This window comes from Streptomyces sp. NPDC001599, from assembly GCF_042893535.1.
Taxonomy (GTDB): domain Bacteria; phylum Actinomycetota; class Actinomycetes; order Streptomycetales; family Streptomycetaceae; genus Streptomyces.
Genome location: NZ_JBIAVA010000020.1, coordinates 16,709 through 30,776 on the forward strand (window position 1 = coordinate 16,709; position 14,068 = coordinate 30,776).

Annotated in this window: 13 protein-coding genes; 4 read left to right on the forward strand and 9 right to left on the reverse strand. The window is 71.1% G+C overall.

The features are described from left to right. Position 1: 1 nt before the first annotated feature. Positions 2-1,576, reverse strand: coding sequence for an FAD-binding oxidoreductase (locus ACFYZ3_RS33790; RefSeq protein WP_388525910.1), 1,575 nt, complete (start codon positions 1,574-1,576; stop codon positions 2-4). A 549-nt stretch (positions 1,577-2,125) separates the two neighbouring features. On the opposite strand from ACFYZ3_RS33790, the gene ACFYZ3_RS33795 reads away from it, so the two are divergent. Then, complete coding sequence (locus tag ACFYZ3_RS33795) at positions 2,126-3,031, forward strand: hypothetical protein (RefSeq protein ID WP_388526147.1); 906 nt, start codon at positions 2,126-2,128, stop codon at positions 3,029-3,031. A gap of 77 nt (positions 3,032-3,108) precedes the next feature. Then, positions 3,109-3,273 carry a hypothetical protein gene (locus ACFYZ3_RS33800; protein WP_007451049.1) on the forward strand — a complete coding sequence of 55 codons (165 nt, stop codon included), beginning with the start codon at positions 3,109-3,111 and terminating at the stop codon, positions 3,271-3,273. Here ACFYZ3_RS33800 and ACFYZ3_RS33805 read toward each other — a convergent pair. Then, a complete protein-coding gene (locus ACFYZ3_RS33805; protein WP_388525913.1) occupies positions 3,259-3,660 on the reverse strand; it encodes a metal-sensitive transcriptional regulator in 402 nt (133 codons plus the stop codon). The genes ACFYZ3_RS33800 and ACFYZ3_RS33805 overlap by 15 nt on opposite strands. A 206-nt stretch (positions 3,661-3,866) precedes the next feature. Here ACFYZ3_RS33805 and ACFYZ3_RS33810 point away from each other — a divergent pair, with 206 nt between their 5' ends. Both ACFYZ3_RS33810 and pitH read left to right on the forward strand, forming a co-directional pair. Beyond that, positions 3,867-4,487: a DUF47 domain-containing protein gene (locus ACFYZ3_RS33810; protein WP_003974832.1), complete on the forward strand. Its 621-nt coding sequence runs from the start codon at positions 3,867-3,869 to the stop codon at positions 4,485-4,487. Positions 4,488-4,494: 7 nt separating this feature from the next. Continuing rightward, positions 4,495-5,493 (forward strand): low-affinity phosphate transporter PitH, encoded by a 999-nt coding sequence (gene pitH / locus ACFYZ3_RS33815; RefSeq protein WP_356722067.1) that lies wholly within the window; start codon positions 4,495-4,497, stop codon positions 5,491-5,493. A gap of 127 nt (positions 5,494-5,620) precedes the next feature. Here pitH and pstB read toward each other — a convergent pair whose 3' ends face one another. From pstB to ACFYZ3_RS33850, 7 genes are all read right to left on the reverse strand, one after another. Continuing rightward, positions 5,621-6,397, reverse strand: coding sequence for a phosphate ABC transporter ATP-binding protein PstB (gene pstB / locus ACFYZ3_RS33820; protein WP_003974830.1), 777 nt, complete (start codon positions 6,395-6,397; stop codon positions 5,621-5,623). 53 nt (positions 6,398-6,450) lie between these two features. Further along, entirely contained in the window at positions 6,451-7,515 is a 1,065-nt protein-coding gene (gene pstA, locus ACFYZ3_RS33825; protein WP_361012449.1) for a phosphate ABC transporter permease PstA, read from the reverse strand. After that, on the reverse strand, positions 7,512-8,522 hold the full coding sequence (gene pstC, locus ACFYZ3_RS33830) for a phosphate ABC transporter permease subunit PstC (protein WP_388525918.1): 1,011 nt from the start codon (positions 8,520-8,522) through the stop codon (positions 7,512-7,514). Before pstC ends, pstA begins: the two co-directional genes overlap by 4 nt. 171 nt (positions 8,523-8,693) lie before the next feature. Next, a complete protein-coding gene (pstS, locus tag ACFYZ3_RS33835; protein ID WP_388525921.1) occupies positions 8,694-9,824 on the reverse strand; it encodes a phosphate ABC transporter substrate-binding protein PstS in 1,131 nt (376 codons plus the stop codon). A 212-nt stretch (positions 9,825-10,036) separates the two neighbouring features. Continuing rightward, complete coding sequence (locus ACFYZ3_RS33840) at positions 10,037-10,477, reverse strand: NUDIX hydrolase (RefSeq protein WP_388525923.1); 441 nt, start codon at positions 10,475-10,477, stop codon at positions 10,037-10,039. A 34-nt stretch (positions 10,478-10,511) separates the two neighbouring features. Continuing rightward, entirely contained in the window at positions 10,512-11,825 is a 1,314-nt protein-coding gene (locus tag ACFYZ3_RS33845) for a CHAD domain-containing protein (RefSeq protein ID WP_388525925.1), read from the reverse strand. After that, positions 11,806-14,046: an RNA degradosome polyphosphate kinase gene (locus ACFYZ3_RS33850; RefSeq protein WP_388525928.1), complete on the reverse strand. Its 2,241-nt coding sequence runs from the start codon at positions 14,044-14,046 to the stop codon at positions 11,806-11,808. The genes ACFYZ3_RS33845 and ACFYZ3_RS33850 overlap by 20 nt, the downstream gene beginning before the upstream one ends. Positions 14,047-14,068: the final 22 nt, after the last annotated feature.

Consider the following 14,068-nt stretch of genomic DNA (forward strand, 5'->3'; position numbering starts at 1 on the left):
CTCACAGCGCCTGCGGGTAGGTGAAGACGCGGTCCGGGTCGTACTGGTGCTTCAGACGCGCCAGGCGCGGGGCCGCGTCTCCGTAGTAGGCCCTGCGCCAGTCCTTCAGGGCCGGGTCCGTGTAGTTCTGGTAGGCGGCGCCCGAGGCGTACGGGCGCATCGCGTCGTGGGCGGAATCCAGCCAGGACTGCGGCGCCTTTCCGCTCGTGCCCGGCCGCCACGAGACGAGGTACTGGGCCAGCATCCGGGAGCGCCGGTGCACGAACGCGGTGGCCGTCGGGGAGACGCGGTTCACCGCCCCGCCGAGCGCCGTGAACGCGATGCTGCCGGCGCCGCCGCGCACCCGCGGGAGTTGCGCGAGCAGGGCCTTGATGCCGGCGGGCGGGATCGAGCGGTCGTAGAAGTCCGAGCGGGCGGCGTACGTCTCGCGGCCCAGCGAGCCCTCCGGGGAGTGGCCGGGGGCGGAGCCCGGGAGGTGGCAGCGGGCGTCGGTCGAGAAGGACGAGCAGCCCGCGTACATCTCCATCGACTCCTCGTACGTACGGCGCTTGAGGGAGACGTGGCTCGCGGACGAGCCGATGCGGTCGGCGAGGCGGTCGACGGCGTTCTGGAGTTCGCCGTAGGTGCCGATGGAGAAGGCCGAGACCGACAGGGTGGGGGTGTGGCCGGGGGCCGCGGCCAGGTGGAGGGAGGACCAGATCTCGTCGGGCTGGTCGGGACCCCACTCCTGCCAGGCGCGGACGGCCGCGGCCGCCTTCCGCCAGGGCCAGGTCATGTACGCCGATACGGCTCTGGGGGCGGGGTGGGTGCGGAAGCGGAACTCCGTGACGATGCCGAAGTTGCCGTTGCCCGCGCCGCGCAGGGCCCAGAAGAGGTCCTTGTGCTCGCCTGACGCGTCGGCGGTGATCTCCTTGCCGTCGGCCGTGATCAGGGTGGCCCGGGTGAGGCTGTCGCAGGTCAGGCCGTAGGCGCGGGAGACGACTCCGTGGCCGCCGCCGAGGGTGAGGCCGGAGACGCCGACGGTGGGGCAGGAGCCGGCCGGGACGGTCACGCCCTTCGCGGCGAGGGCGCGGTAGACGTCGATCAGTTTGGCGCCGGCGCCGACGACCGCCTCGCCGGCGGAGGCGCGGACGCGGTTGAGTTTCGAGACGTCGATGATCAGGCGGCCGTTGCCGGAGGACCAGCCGGCGTAGGAGTGGCCGCCGTTGCGGATCGCTACGGGGATGTGGTGGGCGCGGGCGTAGGAGAGGGCGGTGCGGATGTCGTCGGGGTGGGCGGCGTAGGCGACGGCGGTGGGTTCGAGGGTGTCGAAGCGGGTGTTGTAGAGCTGGTGGGCCGTTTTCCAGGTGCGGTCGCCGGGGCGGATCAGTGGGCCGTCCAGGGATGCCGCCAGGGCGGACCAGCTGGCCGGGGTGGGGGTGGTGCTTCCGGCGGGGGTGAGTGCGGTGCGCGTTCCGGTGGTGGTTGCGGTGCCTTTGGAATCGGTGCCGGGGGGCTGGTTCTTGCCCGTGCAGGCGGTTGTGGTTGCCGCCAGGGCGGCGGCTGTGGTGGTGGTCAGGAATGTGCGCCGGTGCATGTCGCCTCCGCGTCCCGTGGGGGGTCGTGGAGGGAGACGGGGGTGTGGGGGCGCGGGTTCCCGGGGTGCGGTGGGTGTACAGGTGTACGGCGTTGGGGGCGGCGCGGGGGTGGGGCGCTGACCGGCGCTGGGCGGGTGCCGCTGCGCCCACCCGTGCCGCCCCAGCGGCACGACTGCCCGCAGCTACGGGGGGCGGGGGTGGGGGCGGTGGTGCGAGTGCCCGCGGCTACGGGGGGCGGGGGTGGGGGCGGTGGTGCGAGTGCCCGTAGCTAACGGGGGGTGGCCGTGCTACGTCGTTGTGTGGGTTTGCGCGTCGGTGCGGGCCTGGCTTCTGGCTCTTCGGGCCGGGCCTCGCCAGCCGCAGGTGCAGCGGGCCAGGCAGAAGGGGCCCTGTTCGACCGTTGTCGTGAGGTGTTCCGGGGCGTCCCCGGGGGCTTCGAGACCGTCCTGCTGCGCCACGCCCACAACGTTACCGGGGTTGCCCGCCCCTCGTTAAGCGGGACGGCAGGGGGTCCGGAACGGGCGTACGGCTTGGGATAGCAGGTGGCGATGGTCGGGCGGGAGCGGGAGCGGGAGCGGGAGCTGCGGAGTGGGAGGGCGGGTGGCGGCCTCGCCCTCGCCGGCGGTGCGGTCTGCGTCTGTCTGGCCGTTGCCGGGTGTTCCGGTTCCGGGCAGGGGGCCTCCGTCCAGGGAGCGGGCGGCGGCGATCCGGTCGCCGTGCTGCACCGCGCCGCCGACCGGCTGGTGGCCGCCGGGAGCGCCAAGGCGCGTACCGCGATGCAGATGGCCAGCGGCGGGACGCGGGTGACCATCCGGGGCGAGGGTGTGTACGACTTCGAGGAGCGGCTCGGGCAGTTGAAGGTGCGGCTGCCGCAGGATCCGGCGGGGACCAGTGAGCACCGGCCGATCACCGAGCTGCTCGCTCCGGGAGCCCTGTTCATGAAGAACCGGGGCGCCGGTGTCCCCGACGACAAGTGGGTGCGGGTCGAGACCGACTCGCTGTCCGACGGGAACCTGGTGACCGGCGGGGCGACGGATCCGTTCGCCGCCGCCGAGGTGCTGCGGGGGACGCGGACGGCGACGTTCGTGGGACGCACCGAGCTGGCCGGGACCGAGGTGCGGCACTACCGGGGGACCGCCGATCTCGTGCGGGCGGCGCGTGGTGCCTCGGAGGGCAACAGGAAGGCGCTGGCCGCGGCGGCCGAGGGGTTCGCCACCGCCGAGGTGCCGTTCGACGCCTACCTCGACGACGAGGGCCGTATCCGCAAGGTCCGGCACCGCTTCAGCTTCTCCAACGGGCAGGGGGACGGCACCGGCATCGTGGACGTCGCCTCGACCACGCTGCTCTACGATTTCGGCGCCGCCGTGCGCGTACGGTTGCCCGAGGACCAGGACATCTACGCCGGCAAGATCGCCGCCGAGCCGGGCGAGCGGGGCGTGGACGGCAAGAACTAGCCCTTCCGTGCCATGCGCGGTGCGTAGGCCGCTCCCTACTCTAGGAAGTCGGTGACGGCAGAGACGAGGTGACGCGTGTGGCTCCGGTCGGCGGTACGGCGGTTCAGGACCACGTGGCCCTCGCCGAGATCGAGCTGTGCGGCGAGCTGATCATCGCGGCGTCGGCCGCCCGGGAGCGGCTCAGCCTGGAGAGCATCGACGAGGTGCTGCGCGTGGCCGAGGAGCGCTCACGTGCGCAGTAGCCTGCCGATGGCCTTCGTCGCCTCTTCCACCTTCGCGTCGATCTCGGTGCCGCCCTTGAGGGCCGCGTCGGCGACGCAGTGGCGCAGGTGCTCCTCCAGCAGTTGCAGCGCGAAGGACTGAAGGGCCTTCGTGGAGGCGGAGACCTGGGTCAGTATGTCGATGCAGTAGACGTCCTCGTCGACCATCCGCTGAAGGCCGCGGATCTGGCCCTCGATGCGGCGCAGGCGTTTGAGGTGCTCGTCCTTCTGCTTGTGGTACCCGTGCACGCCGCGGTCGTGGTCGGTCACGATGTCCGTGCCGTCCGTCTCCACCTGGTCCACCGTCTGCTTCACCGCCGGGTCCACTGCGGAGGAGGGCGCACCCGCGCCGGCCTCGGTGGTCGTCATCGCGTCCTCCAATAACGGACATATACCCCTGGTGGGTATATGGTAACGAACTTTCCCGGGTAGGGGGCCCATGCCGGAGCGGCCGACGTCGCCCCCCTGCTCATCACTCTGCCTGATGGGCGACACTGGGGAAGGCCCGTTAGCAGTGGCCGGATGATGCGCCTAGCATCAGCCTGACCGAAACCCATGCACCCCGAGGACCCCACGTGCGCTTTCGTCTGACCCCCAGGGAGACGAGCTTCTACGACATGTTCGCCGCCTCCGCGGACAACATCGTCACGGGCTCCAAGCTCCTGATGGAACTGCTCGGGGCGGACGCATCCGCCCGGGCCGAGATCGCAGAGCGTATGCGGGCCGCCGAACACGCGGGTGACGACGCCACGCACGCGATCTTCCACCAGTTGAACTCCTCGTTCATCACGCCCTTCGACCGCGAAGACATCTACAACCTCGCCTCCTCCCTCGACGACATCATGGACTTCATGGAGGAGGCCGTCGACCTGGTCGTCCTCTACAACGTCGAGGAGCTGCCCAAGGGCGTCGAGCAGCAGATCGAGGTGCTGGCGCGGGCCGCCGAGCTGACCGCCGAGGCCATGCCGAACCTGCGCACCATGGACAACCTCACCGAGTACTGGATCGAGGTCAACCGCCTGGAGAACCAGGCCGACCAGATCCACCGCAAGCTGCTCGCCCACCTCTTCAACGGCAAGTACGAGGCCATCGAGGTGCTGAAGCTGAAGCAGATCGTGGACGTGCTGGAGGAAGCGGCCGACGCGTTCGAGCACGTGGCCAACACGGTGGAGACCATCGCGGTCAAGGAGTCCTGACCTCTTCATGGACACCTTCGCTCTGGTCGTGACCATCGGGGTCGCGCTCTTCTTCACCTACACCAACGGCTTCCACGATTCGGCCAACGCGATCGCCACCTCCGTGTCGACGCGCGCGCTGACGCCCCGCGCGGCGCTGGCCATGGCCGCGGTCATGAACCTGGCCGGCGCGTTCATGGGATCCGGCGTCGCCAAGACCGTCAGTGAGGGGGTCATCGAGACCCCCGAGGGTTCGAAGGGGATGGGGATCCTCTTCGCGGCGCTCGTGGGCGCCATCGTCTGGAACCTCATCACCTGGTACTTCGGACTGCCCTCGTCCTCGTCGCACGCGCTGTTCGGCGGCATGGTCGGTGCGGCGCTGGCCGGGAGCACGACCGTGTACTGGCACGGGGTCGTCGACAAGATCGTCATCCCCATGTTCGTGTCACCGGTGATCGGTCTGCTCGCCGGTTACCTGGTGATGACCGCGATCATGTGGATCTTCCGGCGGGCCAATCCGCACAAGGCCAAGCGCGGCTTCCGCATCGCGCAGACCGTGTCGGCGGCGGGCATGGCGCTGGGGCACGGTCTGCAGGACGCGCAGAAGACGATGGGCATCGTGGTGATGGCCCTGGTCATCGCGGACGTCGAGGACTACGGCGACCCGATCCCGGTGTGGGTGAAGCTCGCCTGCGCGCTGATGCTGTCGCTCGGGACGTACGCGGGTGGCTGGCGGATCATGCGGACGCTGGGACGGAAGATCATCGAGCTGGATCCGCCGCAGGGGTTCGCCGCGGAGACGACGGGCGCGTCGATCATGTTCGGGTCGGCGTTCATCTTCCACGCGCCGATCTCCACGACGCACGTGATCACCTCGGCGATCATGGGTGTGGGGGCGACGAAGCGGGTCAACGCCGTGCGGTGGGGGGTCGCGAAGAACATCATCATGGGGTGGTTCATCACGATGCCCGCGGCTGCGGTGGTGGCCGCGGTGTCGTTCTGGATCGTGAACCTGGCGTTCCTGTAGCGCGCTTGCGCAGCAGACGCCCCTGTACGGCGATGGGCCCGCCCCCGGTTTCGGGGGCGGGCCCTTGTGCTCCTCGCGGTGGCACCGCCATGCAGCACCGCGAGGGGTTCGGTGGGGCGGGGCCGGTCTAGCCGAAGCGGCCGGAGATGTAGTCCTCCGTGGCCTGGACCGACGGGTTGGAGAAGATGCGCTCCGTCTCGTCGATCTCGATCAGCTTGCCGGGCTGGCCGACCGCCGCCAGGTTGAAGAACGCCGTGCGGTCCGAGACGCGCGCCGCCTGCTGCATGTTGTGCGTCACGATGACGATCGTGAAGCGCTCCTTCAGCTCGCCGATCAGGTCCTCGATCGCCAGGGTGGAGATCGGGTCCAGGGCGGAGCAGGGCTCGTCCATGAGCAGGACGTTCGGCTCGACCGCGATGGCCCGCGCGATGCACAGGCGCTGCTGCTGGCCGCCGGAGAGGCCGGAGCCGGGCTTGTTCAGGCGGTCCTTGACCTCGTTCCAGAGGTTGGCGCCGCGCAGGGACTTCTCGACGACGTCGTCCAGCTGGGACTTCTTGTACTTGCCGTTCAGGCGCAGGCCCGCCGCCACGTTGTCGTAGACCGACATCGTGGGGAACGGGTTCGGGCGCTGGAAGACCATGCCGACCTCGCGGCGCACGGCCACCGGGTCGATGCCCGCGCCGTAGAGGTTCTCGTCGTCGAGCATCACCTTGCCGTCGACGCGGCCGCCCGGGGTGACCTCGTGCATGCGGTTGAGCGTGCGCAGGAAGGTGGACTTGCCGCAGCCGGAGGGGCCGATGAAGGCCGTCACGGAGCGGGGCTCGACGGTCATCGAGATGTCCTCGATGGCCAGGAAGGAGCCGTAGTAGGCGTTGAGGCCGCTGACATCTATGCGCTTGGCCATGGGTATCACTGCTTCTTTCGGTCCGAGTCGCTGACTGTTCTGCGTCGGTCGCGTCAGCGACCCGTCTTCGGGGCCTTCCAGCGGGCGATGCCGCGGGCCGCGAGGTTGAGGATCATGATGAAGGCGATCAGCGTCAGGGCCGCCGCCCAGGCGCGGTCGTAGGCCGCGTCGGAGCCCGCGCCGTACTGCAGGTAGATGTACATCGGCAGCGACTCCTGCGGGTCCTGGAAGGGATTCGCGTTGATGAAGTCGGTGCCCCAGACCAGCAGCAGCACGGGGGCCGTCTCGCCGGTGATGCGGGCGACGGCCAGCATGACGCCGGTGACGATGCCGCCGATCGAGGTCGGCAGGACCACCTTGAGGATGGTGCGCCACTTGGGCACGCCCAGGGCGAGGGACGCCTCGCGCAGCTCGTTCGGGACGAGCTTGAGCATCTCCTCGGTGGAGCGGACGACCACCGGGATCATCAGGATGCACAGGGCGAACGAGCCGGCCACGCCGGACGGCCCCATGTCCAGGATCAGCACCCACAGGCTGAGCACGAACAGGCCCGCGACGATCGACGGGATGCCCGTCATGACGTCCACGAAGAAGGTGACGGCCTTGGCGAGCCGGCCGCGGCCGTACTCGACCAGGTAGATCGCGGTGAGCACACCGACCGGCACGGAGAACAGCGTGGCGAGGCCGACCTGCTCCAGGGTGCCGAGGATGGCGTGGTAGATGCCGCCGCCGGGCTCGCTGTCGCCGACGACGCCCATCGAGTGGGTCAGGAAGTAGCCGTCGAGGACCTTCACGCCCTGCTTCACGGTCTCCCAGATCAGGGAGACCAGCGGGATCAGCGCCAGCAGGAAGGCGACCCAGACCATGCTGGTCGCGACCCGGTCCTTGGCCTGCCGACCGCCCTCGACGCTCGCCGAGATGCCGTACGAACCGGCGACGAAGAGGACCGCGGCGATCAGGGCCCACTGGATGCTGCTGTTCAGCCCGGCGACGGTGCTGATGCCGAGGCCGAGGAGGACCGAGCCGGCCGCAACCGCCCAGGGGAACCACTTGGGCAGGGTGGCGGCGCGCAGGGAGCTGCGGTTCTTGGGGGCGGGGGTCAGGGTTGCGTTGCTCATGCGTTGGCCCCCGAGTACTCCTTGCGGCGGGCGATGATCATTCGGGCGCCGCCGTTGACCAGCAGGGTGATGACGAACAGGACCAGGCCGGAGGCGATCAGGGCGTCGCGGCCCATCTGGGTGGCCTCGTTGAACTTGCTGGCGATGTTCTGGGCGAAGGTGCCGCCGCCCGGGTCGAGCAGGCTCGGGGTGATGTCGAAGGTCGGGGAGAGCACCATGGCCACGGCCATCGTCTCGCCGAGCGCGCGCCCGAGGCCGAGCATCGAGGCGGAGATGACGCCGGAGCGGCCGAAGGGCAGCACCGACATCCGGATGACCTCCCAGCGCGTGGCACCGAGGGCCAGGGCGGCCTCCTCGTGCATGCGCGGGACCTGCCGGAAGACCTCACGGCTGACGTTGGTGATGATCGGCAGGATCATGATCGCCAGCAGGATGCCCACGGTGAGCAGCGAGCGCCCCGCGCCGCCGTTCCACTCGAAGATCCCGGTCCAGCCGAGGTACTCGTCGAGCCAGCCGTAGAGTCCGTTCAGATGCGGCACGAGGACCAGGGCGCCCCAAAGGCCGTAGACGATCGAGGGCACGGCGGCGAGCAGGTCGATCACGTAGCCGATCAGGCCGCCGAGCTTGCGCGGGGCGTAGTGCGTGATGAACAGCGCGATGCCGACCGAGATCGGGACGGCGATGGCCATGGCGATGACCGACGACACGACGGTGCCGTAGGCCAGGACCGCGATGCCGAACTCCGGCGGGCTGCCGGTCGGGTTCCATTCGAAGCTGGTGAAGAAGTTCGCCTCGTCCTCGCCGATGGCGAGGACGGCGCGGTAGGTGAGGAAGGCCGCGATGGCGGCCATGATGACCAGCACGAGGATGCCGGACCCGCGGGAGAGCCCGACGAAGATCCGGTCGCCGGGGCGGGTCACGCCGCGGCCGGCGCGCGTGTTCCCGGCGGCGGGCGGCTGGGGGGTGTGGGAGGGGGCTGGCTTCTGGGTGTCCGTTGTTATGTCCATCGGGTTCTCCGGTCTGCGGAGCCGCCGTGGTCGGCGGCTCGGGCGGAGCCCCGGTCGGGGGCTCCTGGCGGCGGTGCACCGGACGGTGCGGTCCGGCCCCCCGGCGGGGGGCGCTGTCGGTCCCGGGAGGGGACGCTGTCGGCTCCGCGTGGGGACCGGACCGCACTCGGGTCAGCTCAGGCCCGAGATGTTCTCGCGGACCTTGGTGATGATCTCGGTGGGCATCGGGGCGTAGCCGGCGTCCGCCAGCAGGCCCTGGCCGTCCTCCGAGGCCATGTAGTTCAGGAAGGACTTGGTGGCGGGCAGGGTGTCCGCCTTGTTGCCCTTGTCGCAGGCGATCTCGTACGTCACCAGGACCAGCGGGTAGGCGCCGGCGGCGTCCGGGGTGTAGTCCAGCTCCAGCGCCAGGTCCTTGCCGGTGCCGACGACCTTGGCCGCGCCGATGGCGGCGGTGGCGTTCTCGACGGTGGCCTTGACCGGCTCGGCGGCCGCGGTCTTGACGTCGACGGTCTTGATGCCGTCCTTGGCGTAGGACAGCTCGAAGTACGAGATGGCGCCGGGGGTCTGCTTCACCAGGCCGGCCAGGCCGGAGGAGCCCTGCGCGGACTGGCCGCCCTTGGCCTCCCAGGACTTGCCGCCCTCGTACTTCCAGTCGTCGGGCGCGGCGGCCTTGAGGTACTTGGTGAAGTTGTCCGTGGTGCCGGACTCGTCCGAGCGGTGGGAGGCCTGGATCTTCAGGTCGGGCAGCTTGGCGTCGGGGTTGAGCTTCTTGATCGCCTCGTCGTTCCAGTTGGTGATCTTGCTGTCGAAGATCTTCGCCATGGTCGGCGCGTCCAGGACGAGCGTGTCGACGCCGGGAACGTTGAAGCCGACCGCGATCGGACCGCCGACCATCGGCAGGTCGATGGCCTGGCCGTCCTTGCAGACCTTCTTCGAGGCCTCGATCTCGTCGGGCTTCAGCGCGGAGTCCGAACCGGCGAACGCGGTCTGGCCCTGGGTGAAGGCGGTGATGCCCGCGCCCGAGCCGGTCGGGTTGTAGTTGATCTGCACGCCGTTGCAGGCCGCGACGTACTGCTTGACCCAGGCGTCGATGGCGTTCTTCTGGGCGGACGAGCCGGAGGCCTGGAGCTGGCCCTTGGCGTCGTCGCACTTGATGTTGCTGTTGGCGGCGGCGGAGCTGGAGTCGCCTCCGTTGCTGTTGCCACCGGTGTCGTCGGAGCCGCACGCCGTGAGGGCCAGGGCGCCGGAGACGGCGAGAGCACCGAGAGCGAGGGCCCGCCGGTTCATGCGCTGAAGCTTCACTTGAGGGAGTTCCTTCCAGGAGCCGCCGTCCTGAATTCGGCGGCGTGCGAGGAGTGGTAAGGCCGAAATTAGGCAGATCAGATGAAGGCGCCGAAGGGCGTAAATGAACGCGGGGTGAACCCCTGTGGACGGTGCGGTGAGGTCACGGAACGCTTACGTCGAGGACACGGGAGGATTCCGAGGTCCGGGCCGGGGGCCGGACGGGCCAGGCCCTAGTGGCCGTTTCCGTCGGGGCGCGTCGCCAGCAGCGCGTCGACGAGGTCGCGGTCCCGGGGCTCGGTGAGGCGGGTACGGGCCGCGTCCGGGGCCAGCCACAGGATGCGGTCGACCTCGTCGGAGGGGGCGAAGGCACCGGCGCCCGCCGCCGCGGCCCAGTAGCGGACCTCCTTGGGGCGGCCTTTCGCGAGGTAGCGCACGGTGGGCAGCTCGGCGCCCGGCTCGGCGGCGTACCCGGTCTCCTCGGCGACCTCGCGCAGGGCGCCCGCGAGCGGGTCCTCACCGGGCTTGAGCTTGCCCTTCGGGTGGGACCAGTCGTCGTACCTCGGGCGGTGCACGAGACACACTTCCAGGCCGGGGGACGCGGCCGAGGGCGCGGGGCGCCACAGGACGCAGCCGGCCGCGCGGACCGTGGTGTCGTCGTCTGCGGGGCTCACGGCGCGTACGCCTCCCGTCGTCCTGCGGCCGTTCCTACGGCAGCCTGATCGGTTCCTTGCGCCAGCTGTGCTGGAACGCGTACCGCGCGGCCTCCACCTCATGCCGCTGGTCGGCGTGGAGCACGCCGAGCGCGTACGCCGTGGCCGGGGCGATGCGCGGGGTACGTGCGGCCTGGGCGGCGGCCGCGGCGGCCTCGGAGGCGTCGCGGTGCCGGTCGAGGGCCTCGCCGGCGGCCAGGAGACGTACGTCCACCGAGGCGTCGGGGGTCCCGGCGGTCCCGGTGTCCGCGCCTGCCAGTGCCTCCAGGGCGTAGCGGTGCAGGCGCAGCAGCAGGCGGACCTGGTGCCACGGGGTGTCCTGGGGGTGCGGGGCGGGGTCCGGGGAGAGTCCGTGGACCAGCGCCTCGGCGTTGTACGGACTGCCCGCGGTGACCAGGGGGAGGGCGGCCACGGCATCCGTGAGGCGCTCCTGCGCGGCGGTGGCCAGCGGGCGGAGGTCGACCGGCGCGGCGTCGGGGGCGGCGGCAGCGGCCCTGCGCCCGGCGCTGCTCAGGGGGACCTCGCTGGCCAGTAAGGCGACCTTGTCGGCGACGGCGTGGAAGCGGCTGCTGCCCAGGGCCTGGAGGGCGGTGGAGTGCGCCCGGGTGCGGGCCAGGGTCAGCTGCCGGTCGAGCAGCGCGCCCGCCTTGGCCGCGCCCACCGTGAGGTTGCCGCGGTTCGCGGACGCCGGGTGGGTGGGGGGTGCGGCGGGCGCCACGGCCGCGGTGGTCCGGCCCACCGGCCGCGGGGCCGGGAACGCCGTCGAACCGGAGAGCCGGTGCAGGGCCTGGAGCAGGCGCTCCAGACGGGACGCGTACGCGTGCTCCAGGGCCAGCGTGCCGGACAGCCAGGCCAGCTCGGGGCGCATCTCCTCCGCCCAGCCGGCGTCCAGCAGCGGCTGGAAGGTGTGCAGGGTGCCGCTGATGCGGCGGGCCGCGCGGCGCAGGGCGCGGGCCGCGTCGACGTCGTCCGCGTGCTGGGCCGCCCGGCCGGGTTCGCCGAAGGCACCGTTCGCGCCCGCCGCCGTGCCCGGACCCGGACCGGTGCCGGTTCCGGCGCCCGTTCCGGTGCCCGCGCCCGGCCCCGACTCCCGGTGGCGGCGCAGCGCGCGCAGGAACTCGGTGGCCTGGGCGCGCAGGTAGCCCACCAGCGCGTCGGTGTCCGCGTCGGCGTGCGGGGACGCACCGGCCTCCCCGCGTGCGTCCCCGTGCGCGCCGGTCGGGGCGGGTTGCGGCGGTCCGGCGGTCGCCGGGGGTTCCGTCGGGTTTTCCGTCGGAATGTCCGTCGGGTCAAGGTGTCGCTGTGCCACGCCGGCGCCTCCGGGCGTCTATGAGCATCTCCTGGATGTTGCGCAGGGGCTGGCCGTCCGCGTCGGTCGCGTGCCGGGTCCACTCGCCGTCCGGGCCGAGGTGCCAGGAGGCGGTGCCGTCGGACATGCCGTTCTCGAGGAGCCGGTTCAGGGCCGCCCGGTGGGCCGGGTCGGTCACCCGGACCAGGGCCTCTATCCGGCGGTCGAGGTTGCGGTGCATCATGTCGGCGCTGCCGAGCCACACCTCGGGCTCACCGCCGTTGCCGAAGGCGAAGACCCGCGAGTGCTCCAGGAAGCGGCCGAGGACGGAGCGGACCCGGATGTTCTCCGACAGGCCGGGCACGCCCGGCCGCAGCGCGCAGATGCCGCGCACCCACACGTCGACCGGCACACCGGCCTGGGAGGCGCGGTAGCAGGCGTCGACCACGGCCTCGTCGACCATCGAGTTGACCTTGATGCGGACGTGGGCGGGGCGCCCGGCGCGGTGGTGCTGGATCTCCTTGTGGATGCGGGAGACGAGGCCGTCGCGCAGCGACTTGGGCGCGACGAGGAGGCGGCGGTAGGTCTCGCGCCGTGAGTAGCCGGAGAGGCGGTTGAACAGGTCGGAGAGGTCCGCGCCGACCTGCGGGTCCGAGGTGAGCAGACCGAGGTCCTCGTAGAGGCGGGCCGTCTTCGGGTGGTAGTTGCCGGTGCCGACGTGGCTGTAGCGGCGCAGGGTCTCGCCCTCCTGCCGTACGACCAGGGAGAGCTTGCAGTGGGTCTTCAGGCCCACCAGGCCGTAGACGACGTGGCAGCCGGACTCCTCCAGCTTGCGGGCCCACTTGATGTTGGCGGACTCGTCGAAGCGGGCCTTGATCTCCACCAGGACGAGGACCTGCTTGCCGGACTCGGCCGCCTCGATGAGCGCGTCGACTATGGGGGAGTCGCCGGACGTCCGGTACAGCGTCTGCTTGATCGCGAGGACGTCCGGATCGGCGGCGGCCTGCTCCAGGAACGCCTGCACGGAGGTGGAGAAGGAGTCGTACGGGTGGTGGAGCAGGACGTCCTTGGTGCGCAGGGCGGCGAAGATGTCCGGCGCGGACGCGGACTCCACCTCGGCCAGGTCGCGGTGGGTGCCGGCGACGAACTTCGGGTACTTCAGCTCGGGCCGGTCGATGCTGTGGATGCGGAAGAGGCCGGTGAGGTCCAGGGGGCCGGGCAGCGGGTAGACCTCCGCCTCGCCGATCTTCAGCTCGCGCACGAGGAGGTCCAGGACCTCGCGGTCGACCGACTCCTCGACCTCCAGGCGGACGGGCGGGCCCAGGCGCCGCCGCATCAGCTCCTTCTCCAGGGCCTGGAGCAGGTTCTCCGCGTCGTCCTCCTCGACCTCCAGGTCCTCGTTGCGGGTGAGGCGGAAGGTGTGGTGCTCCAGGACCTCCATGCCCGGGAACAGCTCCTCCAGGTGGGCGGCGATGACGTCCTCGACGGGGACGTAGCGGCCCGGGGAGGCCTCCAGGAAGCGGGAGAGCAGCGGCGGGACCTTGACGCGGGCGAAGTGGCGGTGGCCGGTGACGGGGTTGCGGACGACGACCGCGAGGTTGAGGGAGAGGCCCGAGATGTAGGGGAAGGGGTGGGCCGGGTCGACCGCGAGGGGGGTGAGGACGGGGAAGATCCGGTGCCGGAAGAGGGTGAACAGGCGGGCCTGCTCCTTCTCGGCCAGTTCGCTCCAGCGGACCAGGTGGATGCCCTCCTCGGCGAGCGCCGGGGCGACGTCCTCGTGGAAGCAGGCGGCGTGCCGGGCCATCAGCTCGCGGGAGCGGGCCCAGATCATGTCCAGCACCTCGCGGGGCTGGAGGCCGGAGGCGGAGCGGGTGGCGACGCCGGTCGCGATGCGGCGCTTGAGGCCGGCGACGCGGACCATGAAGAACTCGTCCAGGTTGCTGGCGAAGATCGCGAGGAAGTTGGCCCGCTCCAGCAGGGGCGTGTTCGGATCCTCGGCGAGTTCGAGCACGCGTTCGTTGAACGCGAGCCAGCTGCGCTCGCGGTCCAGGAAACGGCCCTGCGGGAGGCGGGCGCCGCCGTCCTGGGACTCCTCCGACTCCTCGTACGCGTCGAGGTCGGCGTCGATGTCGGGCTCCAGTCCGGAGACCGTGGCGGCCACGGTGTCCGGGCGGTGCGCCGCGATCGAACCCACGGAGGGCTGCGTGTGCTGGGCCTCGGCCTGAGTGTTCGGCTGCCTCATGAACCCATTCTTCCGCGCCGCG

Excerpts from the sequence above, each read along its gene's own strand:
- ACFYZ3_RS33790 (WP_388525910.1), bottom strand. The coding sequence starts at position 1,576 with ATGCACCGGCGCACATTCCTGACCACCACCACAGCCGCCGCCCTGGCG.
- ACFYZ3_RS33795 (WP_388526147.1), top strand. The coding sequence starts at position 2,126 with ATGGTCGGGCGGGAGCGGGAGCGGGAGCGGGAGCTGCGGAGTGGGAGG.
- ACFYZ3_RS33805 (WP_388525913.1), bottom strand. The coding sequence starts at position 3,660 with ATGACGACCACCGAGGCCGGCGCGGGTGCGCCCTCCTCCGCAGTGGAC.
- pitH (WP_356722067.1), top strand. The coding sequence starts at position 4,495 with ATGGACACCTTCGCTCTGGTCGTGACCATCGGGGTCGCGCTCTTCTTC.
- pstB (WP_003974830.1), bottom strand. The coding sequence starts at position 6,397 with ATGGCCAAGCGCATAGATGTCAGCGGCCTCAACGCCTACTACGGCTCC.
- pstA (WP_361012449.1), bottom strand. The coding sequence starts at position 7,515 with ATGAGCAACGCAACCCTGACCCCCGCCCCCAAGAACCGCAGCTCCCTG.
- pstC (WP_388525918.1), bottom strand. The coding sequence starts at position 8,522 with ATGGACATAACAACGGACACCCAGAAGCCAGCCCCCTCCCACACCCCC.
- ACFYZ3_RS33850 (WP_388525928.1), bottom strand. The coding sequence starts at position 14,046 with ATGAGGCAGCCGAACACTCAGGCCGAGGCCCAGCACACGCAGCCCTCC.